This window comes from Streptomyces sp. NPDC096205, from assembly GCF_044763135.1.
Taxonomy (GTDB): Bacteria; Actinomycetota; Actinomycetes; order Streptomycetales; family Streptomycetaceae; genus Streptomyces.
Map to the genome: position 1 here is coordinate 124,205 of NZ_JBIWFS010000004.1, position 21,395 is coordinate 145,599.

Below are 21,395 nucleotides of genomic sequence, written 5' to 3' on the forward strand. Positions count from 1 at the left end.
GGAGGGGCTCGTGGTGAAGGACGGCATGACGAGACGTCAGTTCGGCAAGGGCGCAGTGGTCCTCGGCGGCGCCCTGACCCTGGCCTCCCTCCCCGCGGGGCCCGCGGCCGCGTCCTTGGGGCACGCGACGCTGCGGCACGGCTCGCCCGAGCGGGCCGGACTGCTCCCCGCGCCGCTGCGTCAACTGGTCGCCGACGCCGAGGCGTTCCTCGGCCCCTCCCCCAAGCACCCCTGGTACGCGGGCGCGGTCCTGCTCGCCGGGCGCGGCGGGACCGTGGCGCTGCATCAGCCGATCGGGAAGGCCGTGCGGTACGCGGAGTACGACGCCGCCACCGACACCGCCGTGGAGTTCCCGCCCGGGCAGCAGATCGACATGGCCGAGGACACCGTCTTCGACCTCGCCTCCGTCTCCAAGCTGTTCACCTCGATCCTGGCCGTGCAGCAGATCGAGCGAGGCGCGCTGGAGCTGGAGGCGAAGGTCGCCGCGTATCTGCCGGAGTTCGGGGCGGCGGGCAAGCAGGACATCACGATCCGCCAACTCCTCACGCACACCTCGGGGTTCCGGGCCTGGATCCCGCTGTACAGCGCGCCGACGTACGAGGAGAAGCTGCGGCTCATCTGGAACGAGGCGCCGCTCAACCCGCCCGGGACACGGTATCTGTACTCGGACCTCAACCTGATCTCGCTCCAGCTGGTCCTGGAGCGGATCACCGGCCGCACGCTGGACGTGCTGCTCCACGACGAGATCACCGCGCCGCTCGGCATGCACCGCACCCGCTACAACCCGCCCGCCTCCTGGAAGCCCCGTATCGCGGCCACCGAGGTCGCCCGCCGGCCCTGGTCGGGGCTGGACCGGGGGCTTGTGTGGGGCGAGGTGCACGACGAGAACGCGTTCAGCCTCGGCGGGGTGGCCGGACACGCCGGGGTGTTCTCCTGCGCGTGGGACCTCGCGGTCCTCGGCCGCGCCCTGCTCAACGGCGGCTCCTACGGGCGGGCGCGCATCCTGCGGGCCGAGTCGGTGGAGCTGATGTTCACCGACTTCAACACGGCCTTCCCCGGCGACGAGCACGGGCTCGGCTTCGAGTTGTACCAGCACTGGTACATGGGCGCGATGGCCACGCCCCGCACCGCGGGCCACACCGGCTTCACCGGCACCTCGCTGGTCCTCGACCCGACGACCGACTCCTTCCTGATCGTCCTCGGCAACTCCGTGCATCCCGTGCGCAGTTGGCGCTCCGGATCCGCTCCCCGGGTGGCGGCCGCGAACAACCTGGCGCGGTCCGTCGCCGTACGCCCACGGCACGGTCGTACGGCGTGGTTCTCGGGGATGGCGAACGCGACGACCGCGACCCTCGCCCTGCCCGCCCTGGACACCTCCGGTGGCGACGCCCGGCTGCGCTGTGCCCTGTGGTGGGACACCGAGCCGCAGGCGGACCCGCTGGTGCTGGAGGCCTCCGGGGACGGGGGCGCGACCTGGCGGCCGGTGCCGTTCGTCACGGTCCGACCCGGCGAGGAGACGGTGGAGCACCCCGCCGGGTCGGTCTCCGGCTGGTCGGGCCGCGTCTGGCACCGGCTCTCGGCGGCGCTGCCGGCCGAGCCGCACCTGGTCCTGCGGTGGCGATACGCGACCGACCGGCTGTACGTCGGCCGCGGGGTCTACGTCGACGCGCTGCGGGTCGAGTCCGGCGACGACGAGGTCCTCTTCGACGAGGGCCGCCCGGCCGACCGGGCGCGGATCGAGGCGACGGGCTGGACGGCGTCGGCCGACTAGGCCTACCTGGGCTGCTGGGTCGCAGGCCGACCGGGCCGACCGGGAGCCGGTGTCAGAGGCGGCCCGAAGATCCCGAAGCTGATGCCTCCAGCACCGCCATGGCCGCGTTGTGCCCCGGCACCCCGCTCACCCCTCCCCCGCGCACCGCGCCCGCCCCGCAGAGCAGGACGTTGGGATGCCGGGTCTCCACGCCCCAGCGGCCGGTGTCGTCCTGGGCGTAGGGCCAGGACAGGGCGCGGTGGAAGATGTTTCCGCCGGGCAGCCCGAGGTCGCGCTCCAGGTCCAGCGGGGTCTTCGCCTCGATGCAGGGGCGGCCGTCGGTGTCGGTGGCCAGGCAGTCGGCGAGCGGTTCGGCCAGGTGGGCGTCGAGCTGGGCGAGGGTGAGCTTCAGGAGGTCCTCCCGCGCCCGGTCGTTGTCCCGGGCGAACAGCCGGGCGGGAGTGTGCAGACCGAACAGGGTGAGCGTCTGATAGCCCTGCCCGGCGAGCTCGGGGCCGAGGATCGTCGGGTCGGTCAGCGAGTGGCAGTAGATCTCGGAGGGCGGCGCGGCGGGCAGCTCGCCGGCCGAGGCCTGCCGGTGTGCGGCGGCCAGCTGGTCGTAGCCCTCGGCGATGTGGAAGGTGCCGGAGAACGCCTCGCGCGGGTCGACGTCCCGGTCGCGCAGCCTCGGCAGCCGCCTGAGCAGCATGTTCACCTTCAGCTGGGCGCCCTCGGCGGGGGCGGGCGGCTCGTCGCCGGTCAGGGCCGCCAGTGCCTGCGGGGAGGCGCCCACCAGGACGTGCCGGGCGGCGGCGACGCCCTCGCCGTCGGCCGTGCGGTAGGTGACCTCCGCCGTACGGCCGTCGGTGTCGATCCGTACCGCCTCATGGCCGGTGGCGAGGACCGCCCCGGCCTCCCGGGCCGCGGCCGCCAGCGCGTCGGTCAGTGCGCCCATGCCGCCGACGGGCACGTCCCAGGCGCCGGTGCCGCCGCCGATCACGTGGTAGAGGAAGCACCGGTTCTGGGCGAGGTCCGGGTCGTGGGCGTCGGCGAAGGTGCCGATGAGCGCGTCGGTGAGGACCACGCCCCGGACCAGGTCGTCGTGGAAGCGGTCCTCGATCGTGACGCCGAGCGGCTCCTCGAACAGCGCCCGCCAGGCCTCCTCGTCGCCGACCCTGCGGCGCAGCTCCTCGCGGGTGGGCAGGGGCTCGGTGAGCGTGGGGAACACCGCCCAGGCGACCCCGCCCGTCAGGTCGTAGAACCGCCGCCAGGCCTCGTACTCGCCCTCGCCGCCGGTCAGCCGCGCGAAGGCCTCCCGGGTGCGCTGTTCACCGCCGCCGACGAGCAGGCCCGTGGGCCGTCCGGCGCGCTCCACGGGGGTGTACGACGAGATGGCGCGGGTCCGCAGCTCGAAGCGCAGGCCGAGGTCCCGGACGATCTTCCCGGGGAGCAGGCTGACCAGGTAAGAGTAGCGCGACAGCCGGGCGTCGACGCCGGCGAACGGGCGGGTGGACACCGCCGCGCCGCCGGTGTGGCCGAGCCGCTCCAGCACCAGCACGGACCGTCCGGCGCGGGCCAGATAGGCGGCGGCGACCAGGCCGTTGTGCCCGCCTCCGACGATCACGGCGTCGTAGGAGCGGGCTGCGGGGGCTTCCTCGGGTGCGGACATGATTCTTCGTAGCACGAGCCGATCACGGTCGGCCAGGGCCCGGCCGCCGCGAACCGTCCCCTGCCGCGCACACCCGGCCCCGTCCTGACGGGCGCCCGAGCGGGGCCTTGGGTACGTTTCCGGTATGGCGACCGATGTCGACGCCTTCCTGCGTCGCCTGGCCCGAGCACTCAGGCCACGGGCGACCCGGTCGGCCGGGGTGGTGCTGGAGCGCCTGCGCGCGGAGCTGCCCGAGCTGTGGCGGGAGGAGGACCTGGCCCCGCTGGCGCTGGAGGAGACGACCGCGCACGTCATCGCCTTCCTGGACGTGCTGGAGCACGACCTGGACGCGAGCCGGGTCCAGACGCCTCCCATCGCCATCGAGGTGGCCCGCGGTTATGCCCGCAGGGGCATGCCGATCAGCAAGCTGCTGCGGGCCTACCGCCTCGGGCACGTCAACCTGTTCCAGCTGATCCAGGCCGAGGTCACCCGGCTCACCGACGACTGGGAGCTGATCAACGCGGCGGGAAGCCGGCTGATCACGAAGGGGTTCGAGTACGTCGACCACGGCTCGGAGGAGGTCGTCGCCGCCTACCAGGAGGAGCGCGAGCGCCGGGTGCAGCGGCGGCTGCTGTTCACCCATGAGGCCGACCGGCGGATCGGCACCACCCTGGACACCGCGCGCACCGCTCAGGAACTGGCGGACGTCGGCGTCGACGGCTTCGCCGACCTGGTCACCGTCGACCTCTTCGAGTACGTCCTGCGGGAGGACGGCCCGCCGCCGCCGACGCTGCGCCGCGTCGCCCAGCGGTCCGTCCCGGACGGCTGCCCGGACGACACCGTCGCCACGGGCCGGGTGCACACCTACCCACTGAGGTCCGAACCGGCTCGCGCGCTGGCCACGGGACAGCCTCTGCTGCGCAGCATGACACCCACCGACAGCCCGGACGCCCCCGGTGTCCACTCGGCCATGCTGCTGCCGCTACAGGCCCGCGGCACCACCCTGGGCCTCGCCCAGTTCTTCCGGCACGGCACCGCGGCGCCGTTCGACGAGGACGACCTGCTGCTGGCCGGGGAGATAGCGGCCAGGGCGGCGATGTCCATCGACAACGCCCGCCGCTACACCCAGGAGCGGTCCACCGCGCTGGCGCTCCAGCGCAGTCTGCTGCCGCGGCGCCCGGTGCAGCAGGCGGCCCTGGAGACGGCGGCGCGCTATCTGCCGAGCGGCTCGCGCACGGGCGTGGGCGGCGACTGGTACGACGTGATCCCGCTGTCCGGGGCGCGCGTGGCGCTGGTCGTCGGTGACGTCGTGGGCCGGGGGCTGCACGCGGCCGCCACCATGGGCCGGCTGCGCACGGCCGTGCGGGCGTTCGCGGACATCGACCTGATGCCCGACGAGCTGATGACGCACCTGGACGACGTGGTCATCCGCCTCCAGCGCGAGGAGATCGGGGAGGACGGCGAGACCGGCGCGACCTGCCTGTACGCCGTCTACGACCCGGTGTCCCGGATGTGCTCGCTGGCCAGCGCCGGACATGTGGCCCCGGCCGTGGCGACCCCGGTGAACGGCAGCGCCACCGACCCGGTGCGCAGGACGGTCGACTTCCCGGAGGTGCCGATCGGGCCGCCGCTGGGCCTGGGCGGACTGCCCTTCGAGACGGCCCAGTTCACGCTGCCGGAGGGCAGTGTGCTGGCCCTGTTCACCGACGGCCTGATCCGCAGCCGTACCCGCGACGTGGACGACGCGCGCACCGTGCTGGGCAAGGTCCTCGCCCGGGCGCCGGAGTCGCCGGAAGAGATCTGCGACCGGCTGCTGGAGGCGCTGCTGCCCAGCCGGCCGGCCGACGACGTCGCTCTGCTGGTGGCCCGGACCCGGGCGCTCGACCCCGCTCATGTGGCCACGCTGGAGCTGCCGTCGGACCCCGCGGCCGTCTCCGGGGCCCGCAAGTTCACCGACGACCGGCTCGCCGACTGGGGCCTGGAGGAGCTGGCCTTCGCCACCGAGCTGATGGTCAGCGAGCTGGTGACGAACGCGATCCGCTACGGCAAGAGCCCCGTCCAGCTCCGGCTGATCCTGGAGTCCACGCTGACCTGCGAGGTCTTCGACGCCAGCAGCACCTCCCCGCATCTGCGGCGGGCCCGCACCCTGGACGAGGGCGGGCGCGGCCTGCTGCTGGTCGCCCAGCTCGCCGAGCGCTGGGGCACCCGGCACGGCCGCGAGGGCAAGGTCATCTGGGCCGAACAGGGCCTGCCGACGGGGCGCTCGGGGCCGCTGGGCTGACGTACCGTCACCGCCGCACCCGGGGCATCCCCAGCCCGATCCAGGTGATGATCTCGCGCTGGATCTCGTTGTTGCCGCCGCCGAAGGTGAAGATGACCGCGGAGCGGTAGCCGCGTTCGAGTTCGCCGTGCAGGATCGCGCCGGTGGAGCCCTCCTGGAGGGCGCCGGGGGCGGCGGTGACCTCCAGGAGCCAGGCGTAGGCGTCGCGGCGGGCCTCGGAGCCGTAGACCTTGACGGCGGAGGCGTCCTGGGGGGTGAGGGTGCCGTTCTGGAGGGCGCCGACCATCTGCCAGTTGAGGAGCTTGAGGGCGTCCAGCCGGGTGTGGGTCCGGGCGAGGCGGCGGCGTACCCAGGGCAGGTCGAGGACGCGGCGGCCGTCGGTGAGCTTGGTCTCGGCAGCCCAGCGCTGGACGTCGTGCAGGGCGCGGATCGCCATGGTGCCGTGGGCGGCGAGGGTGACGCGTTCGTGGTTGAGCTGGTTGGTGATGAGCCGCCAGCCCTGGTTCTCGGCGCCGACCCGTTGGGAGACCGGGACGCGGACGTCGTCGTAGTGGCTGGCGGTGGTGTCGTGGCCGGCGAGGGTCCTGATCAGGGTGCAGGAGTAGCCGGGGTCGGTCGTCGGGACCAGGAGCATGGTGATGCCGCGGTGGGCCGGGGCGTCGGGGTCGGTGCGTACCGCGAGCCACACCCAGTCGGCGGTGTCGCCGTTGGTGGTCCAGATCTTGTGGCCGTTCACCACGTACGTGTCGCCGTCGCGGACCGCCCGGGTCTTCAGCGCCGCCAGGTCCGTGCCCGCGTCCGGCTCGCTGTAGCCGATGGCGAAGTCGATCTCGCCGGCAAGGATCCGGGGCAGGAAGTACGCCTTCTGCTCCTCGGTGCCGTACCGCATGATCGTCGGGCCGACGGTGTTCAGGGCCATCAGCGGCAGGGGCACGCCGGCCTGGGCGGCCTCGTCGAAGAAGACGAACTGTTCCGTCGGGGTCAGTCCGCGCCCGCCGTACTCCTTCGGCCAGCCCACGCCCAGCCAGCCGTCGGTGCCGAGGCGGCGGATCGTCTCGCGGTAGAAGCGTTTCTGGGCGGCCGGGTCGGTGTGCCGGGCGTGGGCCTCGTCGGGCACCAGCTCGGCGAAGTAGGCACGCAGCTCGCTGCGCAGCCGCAGCTGCTCGGGGGTGTGGTCCAGGTGCACGGCGCCTCCAGGGTCCCGCCGGTCCGGTCCTGACGGCGCACACCGTAGAACGTGTTCCAGAAATTGGGAATGGCGGCGCCCCGCGAGGCCCACCTCGCGACTCCCGCGAGACCCACCTGGCGGCCCCCGCGTGGCCCACCTGGCGGCCCCCGCGAGTCCCGCACTCGCCTACGTCAGCCGAGGCTCGCCATGAAGTCCGAGCACGCCCGTGCGCAGGCGCGGCAGGCGGCCACGCTCTCCTCGGAGCCGCCGCACGCCTCGAAGGCGTGGGCGCACTCCAGGCAGATGGCGCGGCACCACTCCAGCTGGACGAGGATGCTCTCCTCGTCCACCCGGTTCTCCTCGGACAGCACGCGGCAGGTGGCGTCGCACACCTCGGCGCACATGATGCCTTTACGGCGCAGTCGTTCCTGCTCGGCGGTTCCGTCCGGGGTCACCAGGCTCGCGCGCAGCGCGCACACCCTCGCACACTCCGTGCACGCCTGGGCGCATGCGAACCGGTCCTCGAGGAACCGGAACAGCTCCTGTTGGGTTGGCGGCGTCGTAGTCACACCGGGCGGGTAGCCGGGGGCGAGCGCACCAAACACGCACACGGACAGGTTCGGCGTCCGATACGCGGGTATTCGCCTGGTATGAGTACCGCATCCATGCAGCTAGCCGAAGAGAGCGGTCTCCTCAGTCTGGGACTGTTCGCGGCCGCAGCAGGCGTTCTGGTCCTGCTGGCCGGCAGCTTCTGGCTCGGCGCACGTATCCGTAACCGAGAGCTGCCCCGGCCGACGCCGGAGGAGCAGCCGAAGATGCCGCCGGGTGGTCCCGTGCGCGAGGTCCGCGAGAACCGCGAACCCGACGAGATCCCGCAGATCGACAAGGACGGCCGCCCGCTCACTCCCTACGAGCTGACCAACCTGCAGACCCGGGCCAGCGAGAAGCAGGAACGCCCGCGCTGGAGCCGGGGCAGCAGCGGCTCGTTCGGCGGGGGCGGCCTGGGCGCCCATTGAGAGGATGTGAGATCCATGGCCGAGTCCGGCCGCAGCATGCTGCCGCTGCCCGACTACGACCATCTGCCGATCGGCGGTCTGGAGAGCCGGGTACGGGCTCTGAGCGCCGACGAGGTGGAGGTGCTCATCACCTATGAGCACGACCACGCCGACCGCCTCGCCGTGAACGAACTGCTCTCCCACCGGCTGGACCAGCTGCGCTCCGGCGCGCGGCCGACCTCCGGCGACCCGTCCGCGCTGCGCCCCGAACAGGGCGGGCACCGGGCCGGTTCGCCGGTGACGCCCGCGACGTCGGCGCAGCCCTTCGGCCCGCCGCCGCACGGCACACCCGACCAGCGCGGCAGGCCGAAGGGAGACCGCACCTGAGACCGGCATCAGCGGCCCGGCGGCCTCGGTCGCCGGGCCCCTTCCTGCCTCCGTACGGGGTTCAGTCGGGCAGCGGCAGCTGCACGGTCTCCCCCGGCTCGACGCGGACCTCACGGCCGGGCAGGCGTACGTCGATGGGGTCGGCGTCGGAGGGCGGGACGGTGATCTCCAGGCGGCCGTGGCGCAGCCGCAGCCGGACGCCCCAGTGGTCGTGGAAGCGCAGGGAGAAGCCGTAGGAGGACAGCTCCGGCAGCGGGACGGGGTCCAGGCACAGGGCGCCGTCGCGGGTCTCCAGGCCGGTCAGACCGCGCTGCACCAGATCGAGGGTGCCGGCCATGGCGCCGAGGTGGATGCCCTCGCCGGTGGTGCCGCCCTGGACGTCGGCGATGTCGCCACGCAGGGCCTCCAGACAGAACTCCCAGGCCTCCGCGCGCCGGTCGCGGGCCAGCACCCAGCCGTGGACCAAGCCGCTGAGCGTGGAGCCGTGGCTGGTGCGGTGCAGGTAGTGGTCGACCGTGCGCCGCCACAGGTCGTCGTTGAGCTGCACGCCCAGCCGGGCGAACAGGCTCTTCAGCGCGGGCGGCGAGAACAGGTAGCCGAGCATCAGCACGTCGGCCTGTTTCGAGGCCCGGTAGCGGTTCACCGTGTCGCCCTCGGCCTCCAGGATGCGGTCCAGGCGCCGGATGTCGCCGTAGCGGGCGCGGTAGCCGCTCCAGTCGAGCTCGGCGAGGTCGCCGTAGCCGTGGAACTGGCTGATGACGCCGTCGTGGAACGGCACGTACAGGGTGCGCGAGACCTCCTCCCAGTGGTCCAGCTCGCGCTCGTCCAGGCCGGTGCGCTCGCCCAGCTCGCGGCGGCGCGGCTCGGGCAGGGTGCGCAGCACCTCCAGGGTGCGGGCGAGCACCCAGGCGGCGGTGACGTTCGTGTACGCGTTGTCGTCCAGGCCCGGCTCGGTGGCGTCCGGGTAGGCGTCGTGGTACTCGTCGGGGCCCATGACGCTCTTGATGCGATGGCGGGCGAGGCCGGCGTCCCAGGTGGCGGCGTCCGCCCAGAAGCGGGCGATCTGCAGCAGCATCTCGGCGCCCTTGGTGTGCAGGAACTCCGCGTCGCCGCTGGCCTCGCAGTACCTGAGCACGTTGTACGCGATCGCCGAGCCCACGTGGTACTGCCGGTGCGAGCGGTCGGGCAGCCAGCGGCCCGAGCGCGGGTTGAGATGCAGCTGCTGGGTCTCCTCGCGGCCGTCGCTGCCGCTCTGCCACGGATACATCGCGCCCCGCCGCCCCGCGGCCCGCGCCGCGGTGCAGGCCTGCTCCAGGCGGCGGTGCCGGTAGCGCAGCAGGGCCCTGGCCGTCTCGGGGAAGTGCAGGTCCAGGTAGGGCAGCACGAACAGCTCGTCCCAGAAGACGTGCCCGCGGTACGCCTCCCCGTGCAGGCCCCTGGCGGGGACGCCGACGTCCAGGTCGGCGGTGTGCGGGGACAGCGTCTGCAGGACGTGGAACAGGTGCAGGCGCAGGATGCGGCCGGCCTCCCCGGGCACCTCCAGATCGGCGCGGTGCCACAGCTGGGCCCAGGCCGTGCGGTGCGAGGCGAGCAGCGCGTCGAAGCCGGGTACGCGCTCGACGCGGGCGACCGCCGCGAACAGCGGGTCGCTGATGGCCGGGTCGCGCGAGGTGTGCAGGGCGACGATCTTGTCGATGGTGACGGTGTCGCCCGGTGTCAATTCCAGGCGGGTGCACTGGACGGTGCGCGGGCGGGTGTGCCGTACGGCCACGGGCGCCTCGCAGTCGAGGCGGCAGGCCATGCCGATCCTGATGTCGGAGGTGCGGGTGCGGCAGCGCAGCCACACCGTGTCGGTGTCGGAGGAGCCGGTGTGGACGTGGGTGAGGTGGTGGCCGTCCAGCTCCCGGTAGCGGGCCACTTGGGCGTTGCTCACCCCGCCGTCCAGGGCCGCCTCCACCTCCAGCTCTCCGGTGTGGCCCTCGGCGGTGAACTCGGTGCGCATCGCCGCGAGGTGTGGGTCGGCCATGTGCACGAGCCGCAGCTGGCGCACGGCCAGGGTGCCGCCGCCGGGCAGCACGTAGCGGGTGTGCCGCTCCAGCACACCGGAGGGCGGGTGGAGCACCAGGACGTGTTCCAGCACCTCGGCGGTGTCGGGGGTCAGCCAGGCACCGCCGTGCGGGCGGAAGCGCAGCGACAGCCAGTTGGGGACGTTGACCATGTCCTCGTTCTCGACCGAGCGGCCCGCCACCCGCGAGGTCAGCCGGTTGTAGCAGCCGGCCACATAGGTGCCCGGGTAGTGCACGTCGTCGGCGGCACACTCGGGCAGCGCGCCTCTGGTGGCGAAGTAGCCGTTGCCGAGGGTGCACAGCGACTCGCGCAGCCGCTCCTCCGTGGGCTCGTAGCCCTTGTACTCCCAGGTCCAGTCCGTCACCGCGCCTCCTTGCCGGCGGCTTGCGTACGGTCGCGACCCCCCGTGCCCCGCGGGTCAGCCGGGCGTCCCCCTGGCCGCGTCGAGCCGGTCGACGCGGGCCACGTTCTCTCTGTCCTCGGCGTCCTCGCTGGGTGCGGCGGCGAACCAGGCGTCCAGGATCTCCGTGAGCAGGGGCTCCGAGGTCAGGCGCAGGCTCAGTGCGAGGACGTTGGCGTCGTTCCAGCGGCGGGCGCCGTCCGCGGTGCCGGCGTCCGTGCACAGGGCCGCGCGCACGCCGGGTACCTTGTTCGCCGCGATCGACGCGCCCGTGCCGGTCCAGCAGCACACGACGGCCTGGTCGGCGGTGCCGTCTGCGACCTCGCGGGCGGCCGCGGCGGAGCACACGGCCCACTGCGGGTCGTCGCCGGGGCGCAGCGCCCCGTGCGCGCCGACCTCGTGGCCGCGCTCGCGCAGCTCCTGTACCAGCCGCCGGGCGACGGGTTCGTCCATGTCGGAGGAGACGGAGATCCGCATGCTTCGGAGCGTACCCGTGCCGGAGCGGGTCAGCGCCGCTTGAACTCCACCGGTCCGGCGTTCATCTCGATGGTGCCGTCGGGGTGCAGCACCGGTCGGCGCTCGGTCATGCGGGCGCTGTACGCCTCGATGTGCCGGATGGCGGCGCCGTCGGGGTCGGTGAAGTCGACCAGGGCGATCGCCACCCAGTAGCGGGTCTTGGTGTTCTCGAACAGCGGCACCGTGACGGTGGAGCCCCGGCCGTCGCTGACGACGACCTTGGCACCGAAGCTGCGGAAGGAGCCGAAGCCGTTGCTGAGCGCGGAGTACGCGCACAGCAGAACGTAGCCCTGCTGGTCCGGGCGGACGATCCGCACGGTCTCGCGGCCGGGCACCTGCGCGTCGCCGTCGAGCTGGATGTACGGTGGCTTGCCCAGCTCACCGAGCTGCTTGTAGTACACGACGTCGGCGCTGCCCTTGCCCCGCTGCTTGTGGCCGGTCTTGACGAGGGTGCCGGGCTCCTTGGTGCCCCGCACCGCCTTGGATGCGGGCACGTAGAGCGCGTACAGGTCGAGGTCGGCGCCCTGGCGGCGGCGCGCGTCGCTGCCGCCGTCCCACTCCAGGGCGGCGGTGACGACCAGCTCCTGGTCCTGCTTGTCGAGGCTGAGGGAGACCTGGCTGCCCTTGTCGAGGCTGACGCTGCCGAGCGGGGGCTTGCGCAGGCTCATGGGGGCGGGCGGCGGGGCGGGTACCGGCGGCTGGGGTGCAGGGGCGGTCCGCCGCGGGGGTTCCTCGTCCGCCACGTCGATGCCGAAGTCGGTGGCGACGCCCGCCAGGCCGCTCGCGTACCCCTGGCCGATGGCGCGCAGCTTCCAGCCGGTGCCGCGGCGGTACAGCTCCATCAGCAGCACGGCCCGCTCGCCGTCCACCAAAGGCGGCGGCCGGAAGTCCACGGGTTCGGCGACACCGTCCTGCCGAGCGCGCACGAGCACGTCCCGGACGGTACGGAACGTACGGGACCGGTCGTCGGGGTCGCAGCTGCCGACGAGGACGACCCGGTCGACGTCGGCGGGCAGCCCGGCGGGGTCCAGCTCGACGCGCTCGGGGCCCGCGGCGTCGGCGGGCCGGTGGCGGACGGCCCCGGACTCGGCCTCGGGCTGGTTGTAGAAGACCAGGTCGTCGTCGGAGCGGACGTGGCCGTCGGCGGCCACCAGCAGTGCACTGAGGTCGACCTGGTCGCCCTGGAAGTGGAGTTCGGCCGTGAGGCGCCCCTCGCCCACCGCCGTGTTGCCGCCCTTGGCCAGTTCCGCCACGCCGTCCACCCCCAGCACGTCTCCCCGTCGGCCTCGGCTCACCATGTCACATCGGTTCGGGGTTCAGCGATGCCTCGCACAGGGCTTCGCCGCGGGCGGCGGCGTACGCATCGAGGTGGGCCCTGATGTACGGCACGGCCACGGTGTGCAGTTCGCCGTCGACGAAGGCGGGCTGCACGTTCACCTCGAAGACGACGCCGCCGTGCTCGATCGCCAGGTCCACCCCGGCGAAGGGCAGCCCCATCGACGCGGTCGCGGCGACGGCCAGTTCGGTCAGCCGCGACGGCAGGTCGGGCGGGGCGATGTGCGTCGGGACGGCGCCCTGGCAGGTGTTGCAGGGGACGTCGGGCGAGGCCTGCACGTGCTCCCGGGCGTGGACGACCCGGCCGCCGAGGACGAACACCCGGAACTGGTGACGGGCCCCCGTCGCGGTGAAGTTCCCCGCGTCGCGGGAGAGCAGCCAGTCGGTGCCCCGCCCGGCGTAGAAGTCCGCGGCGCGCAGCAGGGCTTCGGGGTCGGTGACATGGAAGGTGTCGTTGCCGCCGGTGCCGACGACGGGCCGGGCCCAGGCGTCGCCGCCGAGCTTGTCCAGGGCGGCCCGGGCCTCCTCGGGGGCGGGCCGGGACAGCAGCAGGGTCTCCATGTGGGCGATGCCGTCCCGGCGCAGCCGTTCGACGGTCAGGTTCTTCTGCGTGGCCGCACGCCAGGCCTCGGGTCCCGCGGCGAGCGTGACCACGTCGTGCCGGGCCAGGTCCAGCTGGAACGGGGCGAGGGCGCTCCTGCGGTGCGGCGGGATCTCGTACAGCACGACGATGTCCGGGACCAGGTCGACACCCTGCTCGGGCACGACCAGGCGTAACCGCTCCCCGGCGGGTACGGCGCGCCCGCTGCCGCCGGTGGCGAGGTGCCGGGAGTCGATACGGACCGGCGGGGCGCCGGTGAGCAGGTCCACCGCCTGCGCGAGGACGTCCGCGCAGCCTTCGGTGGAGGTGGGGTCGGCGATCAGGGCGATACGGGGTCGGGACACAGCGGCCTCCAGCGTTCGTCGCCGCGCCGGGCCGCGCGCACTGGCGGGCGCGGACCGGGCGGTCTCACGGGTGGTGCCTGACACGCGGGCGGTCATCGGTGCGCGGGGCGGGCCGCGCCGGGCCCGGGCGGCCGGTGACCGAAGCAGTGGGCCACGCTCTGGCGGCGGGGCGCAGAGCTGTGGGGAGCCACACTGTAGGCGCCGGTACGGCGCCCGTGGCAGGGCGCACGCACCCGTACCTCCTGCTCCCGCCTCTGCGCCGTCCGCATCCCCTGTGCGCCCGGCGGTCTCTCGGCCATCCCGGCCGAGTCAGGCCCCTGGGGCCGCCGGTCCCGTGCTGCGCCGGACGACCAGTTCCACCGGCACGAGGGGGTCGACCGGTGTGTCCGTCACCGCGTCGATCCGGTCGAGGAGCAGCCGCAGCGAACGCCCGCCGAGCTCCGCGAAGTCGGTCCGTACGGTGGTCAGCGGCGGCAGCAGATGCGCGGCCTCGGGGATGTCGTCGTAGCCGACGACGCTGACGTCCTCGGGGACGCGGCGGCCCGCCTCGTGCAGGGCGCGCAGCAGGCCGAGGGCCATCTGGTCGTTGGAGGCGAACACGGCGGTGACCTCGGGCCGGGCGGCGAGCGTGCGGCCCAGCTCGTAGCCGGAGTCGGCGCTCCAGTCGCCGAACAGCGGCTCGGGGACCTCGGCGCCGGCCGCGGCGAGGGTGGCCCGCCAGCTCTCGGTGCGCCGGTCGGCCGAGGTCCAGCCGGTCGGGCCGGCGATGTGCGCGACGGTGCGGTGGCCGAGGCCCAGCAGGTGCTCGGTGGCCAGCCGGGCGCCGGTGCGGGAGTCGGCGGTGACCACGGGCGTGCCGTCGCCGAGGTCGCTGTCCAGCACGACCAGCGGGGTGTCGAGGCCGGCCTCGGCCAGCGCGCTGCCGACCCATTCCTGCGGGGCGATGGCGATCATCCCGTCCGCCCCCTCGGCCGACAGCCGGTCCGCCGCGCGGACGACGGTGTCCCGGTCGGCGGTGTCCAGGGCGATCGAGCTGACCAGGTAACCGGCGGCCTGCGCGGCGGTGTTGACGGCGGTGAGGACGGAAGCCGGCCCGTAGCGGGCGGCGTCGAAGGAGATCACGCCGAGCATCCGGGTGCGGCCGCTGGCCAGCGAACGGGCGCTGCGGCTGGGCCGGTAGCCCAGGGTCCGCATCGCCGCCAGCACCGCCTCGCGGGTCTCGGCGCGCACGGCCGGATGGTCGTTGAGCACCCGCGAGACGGTCTGCTTGGACACTCCGGCCAGCCGGGCCACGTCGGCCATGACCGGGCGCGTCCCCGCGAAACTGCGGCGGCTGCGCCCCTTGGGCGCCGGGCCCTCGGGGGTGCTGGCGGTCATGACGGGTCGGATGTCCTTCGAGGTCGGCAGGGCGGACCCACAGGATAGGCCGGTCACCCGGCGGTCAGGCCCCAGGTGCGCGTGGTGACCACCGCCACCCGGCTCACCTCGGCGGGGATCGGCGTCCCGGGCTCATGACCGGGCACGTACACCCGGGCCTCGCCCGGCAGGGGCAGCACCTTCAGCCGCAGAGGGCCGGGAGGCAGCCGGTCCAGGGCGATGTCCCAGGTGCGGCCCGCGTAGAACTGGTCGGCCACCAGCGCGTCCCCCACGTACGCACGCGCCGCGTCCCCGCTCCAGTGCACGCGCAGCAGCGTGCGGCCGGGCCGGTCGCGGAGGCCGTCGGGCACGTCCACGCGGTACTCGGCGGCGGCCGTGTCGTACGCCGAGTCGGCGGGGGCACTGGCCCGTCCCTGGACGCCGGTCCGGGGCTCGGGCGGCGCACCGGCGGCCCGTACGAGGGTGACGGGCAGGTCGGTCGCGGCGTGGGCCTCGCCGCCGACCAGGGTGTAGCGCGTGAACACGCCGTCGGCCGTGGCCTTCAGCGCGCCGGCCGGGGGCCTGCCCGGCGCGGGCAGCACGGCGAGCGAGGGCTGCGCTGCCCGGCTGTGCAGCCTTACCTCGTCGTGGTCGAAGACGACGGCGCCTTCGGCCAGCACCAGCCGCTCGGCGCCCCAGGCGTGTCCCCGGTAGGCGGTGCGGGCGGTCGCCGCGTCGAGGACCAGCAGCCCGACCCGGTCGCCGCCGGGGGTGGTGACCTCGACGAGCGCGTCGGTGCCGGGCCGCAGTCCGGTGACGAGGACCCGGTCGCCCACGGGCGCGACCTCGCCGCAGGCGGCGGTGACGGAGTCCACCGTGTCGGCGTCCAGGGCGAGTTCGGGCGCAATGCCGTCGGTGGCGGCCAGGACCAGGACCGTACGGCCGTCGTCGTCGAGGCGGCACACGGGCTGTGCGGTGGCCCAGTCGAGCCGCAGCCCGGCCACGTCCAGCCGCAACGGCCAGCAGAAGTACGCGCCTTGGGGGACGGTCACCGGGGTGCTGGGCAGGGTCAGGGCGGGGGCGTCGGCGAACTCGACGGTGAAGGACACCTCCGGGTGGTCGGGCAGCGGTTCGTGCGGCTGGTGGTTGTTGACGAAGAGGAAGCCCGAGGTGCCGTCGGCGCGGACGGCCCAGCGCAGGGTGTCCCGGTCGGACTGGCCGGCCGGCTGCCGCTCGGGCAGCACCGAGGCGAGCGGCGCGATGCGGTCGCCGAAGTCGGCGAGGAGCAGATGCTGGAGGCGCAGCTCGTGGTACGAGTCGCGGAGCTGGCCGAACTCGCCGAGCGGGGCCTGGAAGTCGTACGTCAGGACCGGCAGGTCGTTCGGGTAGCCGGTGGCGTGGGACTCCTGGAGGGTGGTCAGCTCGCCGGTCGGGTTGGTGCCGCCGTGGAACATGTAGTAGCCCTGCCACACCGACCCGCAGCCGATCTTGGTGAGGCCGAGCGCGCCGATGTCGGCGGCCTCCACGCGCGGGCGCCGGTGGTAGGCGACGGCCATGCCGCCGCCCAGCTCGCAGGTGGCCCAGGGGAAGCGGTCCGCGTGGGCGTCGGCGTCGGCGTCGCCGCCGCGCACGGTGGTGGGGCGCAGGTCGGCGCCGATGCCCTCGTCGTCGCGCTGGTGGGTGAAGAAGAAGTGCTTGCGGCAGGTGTCGGGCCAGCCGGCGTCCGCCTCGGTCCAGAAGGCCTCCGGGTAGCCGCCGTACAGCGGCAGCAGCTCGTCGCCGGGGAGCTGGACGCCGCCCCACGCGGTGGACGTCCACAGCGGGGCGCTCAGGCCCGCCTCCTGCGCCATCCGCTTCAGGGTGGCGAGGTGGCCGGGCTGGTCGTACAGCTCGTTCTCGATCTGGACGGCGACGATCGGGCCGCCGTGGGCCCGGTCCAGGCCGCGCAGTTGGCCGGCGATCGCCGTGAACCAGGCCCGTACGGGCTCCAGGTAGGCGGGGTCGTCGGTGCGCGGGACGCAGTCGCGGGCGAGGAGCCAGTCGGGCAGGCCGCCGCCCCGGACCTCGGCGTGCACCCAGGGGCCGATGCGGGGGACGAAGTCCAGGCCGTGGCGGGCGCACAGTTCGGCGAAGCGGCGCACGTCGAGGTCGCCGTCGAAGCGGAGGTGGCCCTCGCGCTCCTCGTGGTGGATCCAGACGAGGTAGGAGGCGACGACGGTGACGCCGCCCGCCTTCATCTTCAGCAGCTCCTCCTCCCAGTCGCGGGCGCGATGGCGGGAGTAGTGGAACTCGCCGGAGACGGGGAACCAGGGGCGTCCGCCGCGCGTCAGCCAGCGGCTGGTGACCTCGATCGGGTCGGCGACGCCGAGCGCGTCGGCGAAGGGCAGGTGGCCGGTCGCCGGGGGTCCGGCGGGGGCGGGCACGCGCACGAGGTGGGGCATCAGGGCTTCTCCGGTCCGAGGTCGGGCGTGTCGGTGAACTGGGCGCGGCGCGCGGTGGTGGCGTGCTGTTCCAACAGGATCAGGTCGTTGCGGCCGGCCCGCAGAACGGGCGCGGGGACGTACAGCGTGCGCTGGGGGCCACGGTTCCAGTAGCGGCCGAGGTGGAAGCCGTTGATCCAGGCCTGGCCCTTGGTCCAGCCGGGCAGCGCGAGGAAGGTGTCGGCGGGCTCGGTCACCTCGAAGGTGCCGTGGTGGAAGGCGGGCTCATGGTCGTCGGCCCGGTCGGACGGCTCGAACGGCACCCCGGTGACGTCGGTGAGCGGCAGCCGGTGGCAGGACCAGCCGTGCAGCGGGGCCCGGTCGAACGTCACCGGTCCGAGCAGTCCCTTGGGGGCGCCGATGCGCGGCCCGTAGTTGACGCCGCCCAGGTTCTCCACCAGCACGTCCAGTGTGGCGTCAGGCCGCGGAACGCGCACGGCCAGCGTCTCGTCGTGCCGTTCGCGCTCCAGGACCCCGACGGGCGCGCCGTCCAGGAAGACCTGGGCACGGTCGCCGACGCCTCCCGCGAAGTGCAGGAGCCCGTCCCCCGCCTCGGGGACGGTCGTGCGGTACAGCACGTATCCGGTCGACTGGCCCAACTCGTCCATGGTGAGCGGGACTTCGGCGCCGACGGGTTCCGTGGTCCGCACGGCGTACGGCAGGAAGGGCGCCCGGTGGGTCAACTCGACGGTGAACGAAGCGAGTTTGGGGGCGGGTGCGGGGGCCGGTTCGGCCGGGACGGGGGCGTGGCGGGCGATGACCTCGCGGAAGGCGTGGTACTTGGGGCCGGGGTCGCCGTGCTCGGTGAGCGGGGCGTCGTAGTCGTAGGAGGTGACGACCGGCGCGTAGGCGTGGTCGTGGTTGGCGCCGTTGGTGAAGCCGAAGTTGGTGCCGCCGTGGAACATGTAGATGTTGACGGAGGCTCCCGCGGACAGCAGCCGGTCCAGGTCGGCGGCCGCGTCGGCGGCACTGCGCGTGTGGTGCGGCTCGCCCCAGTGGTCGAACCAGCCGACCCAGAACTCGGTGCACATCAGCGGGCCTTCGCTCTGGTGGGCGCGCAGCCGGGCCAGACTCTGCTCGATCCGGCTGCCGAAGGTGCCGGTGGCGAGGGTGCCCGGCAGCCCGCCCGCCTGAAGGTGGGCGGGGTCGGCCTGGTCGCAGGTGAACAGCAGTTCCTCGACGCCACGGGAGCGGAAGCCCTCGTGCAGGTGCTTGAGGTAGTCGGTGTCGTCGCCGTACGCGCCGTACTCGTTCTCCACCTGTACGGCGATCACAGGACCGCCGTTCGCCACCATGTGCGGCAGCAGCGGGGGCAGCAGCAGGTCGAGGTAGCGGTCGACGGCGCCGGTGAAGCGGGGGTCGCTGCTGCGCAGCCGGATGTCCCGGTCGGCGGTGAGCCAGGCGGGCAGCCCGCCGCCGTCCCACTCGGCGCAGATGTAGGGGCCGGGCCGCAGCAGGACGTGCAGGCCCTCCTGCTTCGCCAAGGCGAGGTAGCGCGGCAGGTCGAGGATGCCGTCGAGGACCAACGGCCCTTCGGGGTCCGGCTGGTGGAGGTTCCAGGGCAGGTACGTCTCCACGGTGTTGAGGCCCATCAGCCGGGCCTTGCGCAGCCGGTCGGCCCACTGGCCGGGATGGACGCGGAAGTAGTGCAGCGCGCCGGAGACGATCCGGAACGGTTCGCCGTGCAGCAGAAAGCCGGCGGCGGTGGTGGTCAGGGCGGGCATGGGAGATGTCCTTCCAGGGGTCAGCGGGTGGCACGAAGGGATCTGGTGGCGTACGTCAGCCAGCCGGTCGCCGCCAGGCACACCGCCGACACGGCGGCGAGCAGCAGCGGGACCGAGCGGATGCCGGACCACTCGATGGACTTGCCGAGCGCGGGTCCCGCGGCGACGCCGCCGATCATGGACGCGGCGATGACGACCGCCCCGGCCCGGCGGGCGCGCGGCGCGGCCCGGTGCAGCCAGGGCAGGCCGGTGGGGAAGATCGGCGCGATGAACAGGCCGACGCCCGCGTACGCGTAGGGCGCGAGGGCGGGCACACCGGCCAGCAGCAGACAGCCGGTCATGCCCGCGCAGGAGACGGTGATCAGGGCGGGGGCGCTGAAGCGCAGCGCGAGGGGTGCGACGAGGAACCGGCCGACGGTCATCATCAGCCAGTACACCGAGGTGGCGGTCGCGGCGGCCCCCGCGCCGTGTCCGACGGCCTCCAGGTGGGTCGGCTCCCAGCCGCCGACGCCGGCCTCGATGCCGACGTGCAGGACGTAGAGGGCAACGAACACGCCGAGCACCGAGGCGAGGCTGCGGCGCAGCGCACCGGGTCCGGCGGCCTCGCCCGACCCGTCGTCGGCCGGGCCGGGCACCCGGTCCCGTACGCCGTTCAGACACAGCAGCAGGGGCACGTCGGCCAGCGCGAACGCGAGGAACACCGCCGGGTAGTGGCTCGCGCCGACCGCGCCGATCAGGGTGGGGCCGAGGATCGCGCCGATGCCGAAGTGGGCGTTGAGGATGTTCAGCATCGCCGCCGAGCGGCGGCCGAAGCCGGTGGCGAACAGCTGGTTGAGGCCGTAGTCGATGCCGCCGAAGCCGAGGCCCGCCAGGAGGGCGGTGACCAGGGCGAGCGGCCAGTTCGGGGCGAGGGCGAAACCTGCCGCGCCGATCGCCATCAGCGCGTAGGAGGCGCCCAGGACGCGCCGGGCCGGAAGCTTGCCGTGGAGCCGGTCGAAGAGCAGCACACCGGCGACACCGCCCACGAAGTGGGCACTGAGGGCGAGCCCGGCGGCCGACGGGGAGAGCCCGAATTCCCTGCGCAGCGCGGGGATCGCGGGGCCGTACAGCGCCTGGAGCGCGCCGATCAGCACGAAGCCGGCACAGGAGGCGACCACGGCGGCGGGGCTGAACACGGGGGCCGCGCTGCCCACCGGGGACGGGCTGGCCACGGGCGCTGGACTGTCCACGGGGGCCGGGCTGTCCACGGGGGCCGGGCTGTCCACGGCGGCTGCGGCGGCAGGGCCGGGGTGCGGCCGGGTCGGGGGTGAGGTCACCCGCGCAGTGTTACCGGTAACACGAGACGCGTCAAGGCACTTCTCCGTCCCGCGCCGGAGCGGGATCATGGACCGCGACCCGAACCCAGGAGGACGACCTTGACCGCACCGCATGTGCGCACAACCACCGCCGCCCTGCTGGTCGATGACGACGGCCGCTATCTGCTGCACCTGCGCGACGCCCACAAGAACATCGACAGCGCCGGACAGTGGGGTCTGCCCGGCGGGCACCCCGAACCGGGAGAGAGCCTCGACGAGACGATCGCGCGTGAGCTGGTCGAGGAGGCCGGACTGCGCGTCGCGGATCTGGCACCCTTCGCCACGGTCGAGACCACCGACGACAGCGACCGGACCGTCAGCCGGGTCCGCGTCTACCTCGGCACCTGGAACGGCGATGCCGCCGCACTCCCCCTCACGGAGGGGATCATGCTGCGCTGGACCGAGTTCGAGCAGACCCGGTGGCTGACGATGGACCCCGGCACCACGGCGGTCCTCCAGCACCACCAGGCGGCGGGCGGCCGTACCGACGACCCGCTGCCCGTGATCCACGTGCGCAGAGTCGGCTCACGGACGGTCCCGAACGTCATCGGCGTCCACCTCTACCTGGAGCGGGACGGCGAGACCCTGCTGGGCCTGCGGCACCCCGACTCGCCCTACGCGCCGTCGACGTACCACTTCCTGGCCGGTCACTGCGAGCAGGAGTCCGCCGTCGCCTGTCTGATCCGGGAGGCGAAGGAGGAGGCCGGGCTGGTCGTCGCGGCGCGGGACGTGGAGTTCGTGCACGCCGTCCATGTCACCGACGGCCCCGGTACGCAGCCCCGGATGCAGCTCGTGTTCCGGGCGCGGCACTGGGAGGGCGAACCGCGGGTCATGGAGCCGGACAAGTGCCTCGGCTGGTCGTGGTGGCCGGTGGACGCGCTGCCGGAGCCGCTGGTGGGGTACACGCGCGCCGCGATCGAGGGCATCCGGGAGGGCCGGCCGTACACGGAGCTGGGGTGGGGGGAGGCCTGACGATAGGCTGCCCAGT

The 21,395-nt window shown here is 73.8% G+C and carries 16 protein-coding genes; 5 read left to right on the forward strand and 11 right to left on the reverse strand.

Annotation, left to right across the window (positions count from 1 at the left end):
• Positions 1-25: 25 nt before the first annotated feature.
• Positions 26-1,771: a serine hydrolase gene (locus tag ACIQ6Y_RS16685; protein ID WP_404038695.1), complete on the forward strand. Its 1,746-nt coding sequence runs from the start codon at positions 26-28 to the stop codon at positions 1,769-1,771.
• A gap of 52 nt (positions 1,772-1,823) precedes the next feature.
• Here the strand turns inward: ACIQ6Y_RS16685 and ACIQ6Y_RS16690 are convergent, their stop codons facing one another.
• Positions 1,824-3,419 carry a phytoene desaturase family protein gene (locus tag ACIQ6Y_RS16690; RefSeq protein WP_404038698.1) on the reverse strand — a complete coding sequence of 532 codons (1,596 nt, stop codon included), beginning with the start codon at positions 3,417-3,419 and terminating at the stop codon, positions 1,824-1,826.
• A 124-nt stretch (positions 3,420-3,543) separates the two neighbouring features.
• On the opposite strand from ACIQ6Y_RS16690, the gene ACIQ6Y_RS16695 reads away from it, so the two are divergent.
• The gene (locus tag ACIQ6Y_RS16695) at positions 3,544-5,679 is read left to right on the forward strand and encodes a SpoIIE family protein phosphatase (protein ID WP_404038701.1); all 2,136 of its coding nucleotides are present in this window, start codon (positions 3,544-3,546) and stop codon (positions 5,677-5,679) included.
• A 7-nt stretch (positions 5,680-5,686) separates the two neighbouring features.
• Here ACIQ6Y_RS16695 and ACIQ6Y_RS16700 read toward each other — a convergent pair whose 3' ends face one another.
• Entirely contained in the window at positions 5,687-6,865 is a 1,179-nt protein-coding gene (locus ACIQ6Y_RS16700; protein WP_404038704.1) for an acyl-CoA dehydrogenase family protein, read from the reverse strand.
• A 173-nt stretch (positions 6,866-7,038) separates the two neighbouring features.
• Positions 7,039-7,452 carry a ferredoxin gene (locus tag ACIQ6Y_RS16705; protein WP_404038706.1) on the reverse strand — a complete coding sequence of 138 codons (414 nt, stop codon included), beginning with the start codon at positions 7,450-7,452 and terminating at the stop codon, positions 7,039-7,041.
• Between the two features lie 60 nt (positions 7,453-7,512).
• Between ACIQ6Y_RS16705 and ACIQ6Y_RS16710 the strand changes: the two genes are divergently transcribed.
• The gene (locus ACIQ6Y_RS16710) at positions 7,513-7,863 is read left to right on the forward strand and encodes a DUF6479 family protein (protein WP_404038709.1); all 351 of its coding nucleotides are present in this window, start codon (positions 7,513-7,515) and stop codon (positions 7,861-7,863) included.
• A 15-nt stretch (positions 7,864-7,878) separates the two neighbouring features.
• Entirely contained in the window at positions 7,879-8,229 is a 351-nt protein-coding gene (locus ACIQ6Y_RS16715) for a hypothetical protein (RefSeq protein ID WP_404038712.1), read from the forward strand.
• 61 nt (positions 8,230-8,290) lie between these two features.
• Here the strand turns inward: ACIQ6Y_RS16715 and ACIQ6Y_RS16720 are convergent, their stop codons facing one another.
• The 8 genes from ACIQ6Y_RS16720 to ACIQ6Y_RS16755 form a co-directional block, all read right to left on the reverse strand.
• Entirely contained in the window at positions 8,291-10,660 is a 2,370-nt protein-coding gene (locus ACIQ6Y_RS16720; RefSeq protein WP_404038715.1) for a glycoside hydrolase family 65 protein, read from the reverse strand.
• A 54-nt stretch (positions 10,661-10,714) separates the two neighbouring features.
• Positions 10,715-11,173 carry an RpiB/LacA/LacB family sugar-phosphate isomerase gene (locus ACIQ6Y_RS16725; RefSeq protein ID WP_404038718.1) on the reverse strand — a complete coding sequence of 153 codons (459 nt, stop codon included), beginning with the start codon at positions 11,171-11,173 and terminating at the stop codon, positions 10,715-10,717.
• A 29-nt stretch (positions 11,174-11,202) separates the two neighbouring features.
• Positions 11,203-12,483, reverse strand: coding sequence for a TerD family protein (locus ACIQ6Y_RS16730; protein ID WP_404038721.1), 1,281 nt, complete (start codon positions 12,481-12,483; stop codon positions 11,203-11,205).
• 28 nt (positions 12,484-12,511) lie between these two features.
• Positions 12,512-13,492: a RimK family alpha-L-glutamate ligase gene (locus ACIQ6Y_RS16735; RefSeq protein ID WP_404038724.1), complete on the reverse strand. Its 981-nt coding sequence runs from the start codon at positions 13,490-13,492 to the stop codon at positions 12,512-12,514.
• A gap of 309 nt (positions 13,493-13,801) precedes the next feature.
• Positions 13,802-14,869, reverse strand: coding sequence for a LacI family DNA-binding transcriptional regulator (locus tag ACIQ6Y_RS16740; RefSeq protein ID WP_404038727.1), 1,068 nt, complete (start codon positions 14,867-14,869; stop codon positions 13,802-13,804).
• Positions 14,870-14,922: 53 nt separating this feature from the next.
• Positions 14,923-17,289, reverse strand: coding sequence for a beta-galactosidase (locus ACIQ6Y_RS16745; RefSeq protein WP_404038730.1), 2,367 nt, complete (start codon positions 17,287-17,289; stop codon positions 14,923-14,925).
• A complete protein-coding gene (locus ACIQ6Y_RS16750) occupies positions 17,289-19,052 on the reverse strand; it encodes a beta-galactosidase family protein (protein ID WP_404038732.1) in 1,764 nt (587 codons plus the stop codon). Before ACIQ6Y_RS16750 ends, ACIQ6Y_RS16745 begins: the two co-directional genes overlap by 1 nt.
• A 20-nt stretch (positions 19,053-19,072) precedes the next feature.
• Positions 19,073-20,263, reverse strand: coding sequence for an MFS transporter (locus tag ACIQ6Y_RS16755; RefSeq protein WP_404038735.1), 1,191 nt, complete (start codon positions 20,261-20,263; stop codon positions 19,073-19,075).
• 204 nt (positions 20,264-20,467) lie between these two features.
• Between ACIQ6Y_RS16755 and ACIQ6Y_RS16760 the strand changes: the two genes are divergently transcribed.
• Positions 20,468-21,379, forward strand: coding sequence for an NUDIX domain-containing protein (locus tag ACIQ6Y_RS16760; RefSeq protein WP_404038738.1), 912 nt, complete (start codon positions 20,468-20,470; stop codon positions 21,377-21,379).
• The last annotated feature ends 16 nt before the right edge of the window (positions 21,380-21,395 follow it).

Coding starts and splice junctions, on each gene's coding strand:
- ACIQ6Y_RS16750 (WP_404038732.1), bottom strand. CDS start 19,052: ATGCCCGCCCTGACCACCACCGCCGCCGGCTTTCTGCTGCACGGCGAA.
- ACIQ6Y_RS16695 (WP_404038701.1), top strand. CDS start 3,544: ATGGCGACCGATGTCGACGCCTTCCTGCGTCGCCTGGCCCGAGCACTC.
- ACIQ6Y_RS16685 (WP_404038695.1), top strand. CDS start 26: ATGACGAGACGTCAGTTCGGCAAGGGCGCAGTGGTCCTCGGCGGCGCC.
- ACIQ6Y_RS16710 (WP_404038709.1), top strand. CDS start 7,513: ATGCAGCTAGCCGAAGAGAGCGGTCTCCTCAGTCTGGGACTGTTCGCG.
- ACIQ6Y_RS16745 (WP_404038730.1), bottom strand. CDS start 17,289: ATGCCCCACCTCGTGCGCGTGCCCGCCCCCGCCGGACCCCCGGCGACC.
- ACIQ6Y_RS16690 (WP_404038698.1), bottom strand. CDS start 3,419: ATGTCCGCACCCGAGGAAGCCCCCGCAGCCCGCTCCTACGACGCCGTG.
- ACIQ6Y_RS16715 (WP_404038712.1), top strand. CDS start 7,879: ATGGCCGAGTCCGGCCGCAGCATGCTGCCGCTGCCCGACTACGACCAT.
- ACIQ6Y_RS16725 (WP_404038718.1), bottom strand. CDS start 11,173: ATGCGGATCTCCGTCTCCTCCGACATGGACGAACCCGTCGCCCGGCGG.
- ACIQ6Y_RS16740 (WP_404038727.1), bottom strand. CDS start 14,869: ATGACCGCCAGCACCCCCGAGGGCCCGGCGCCCAAGGGGCGCAGCCGC.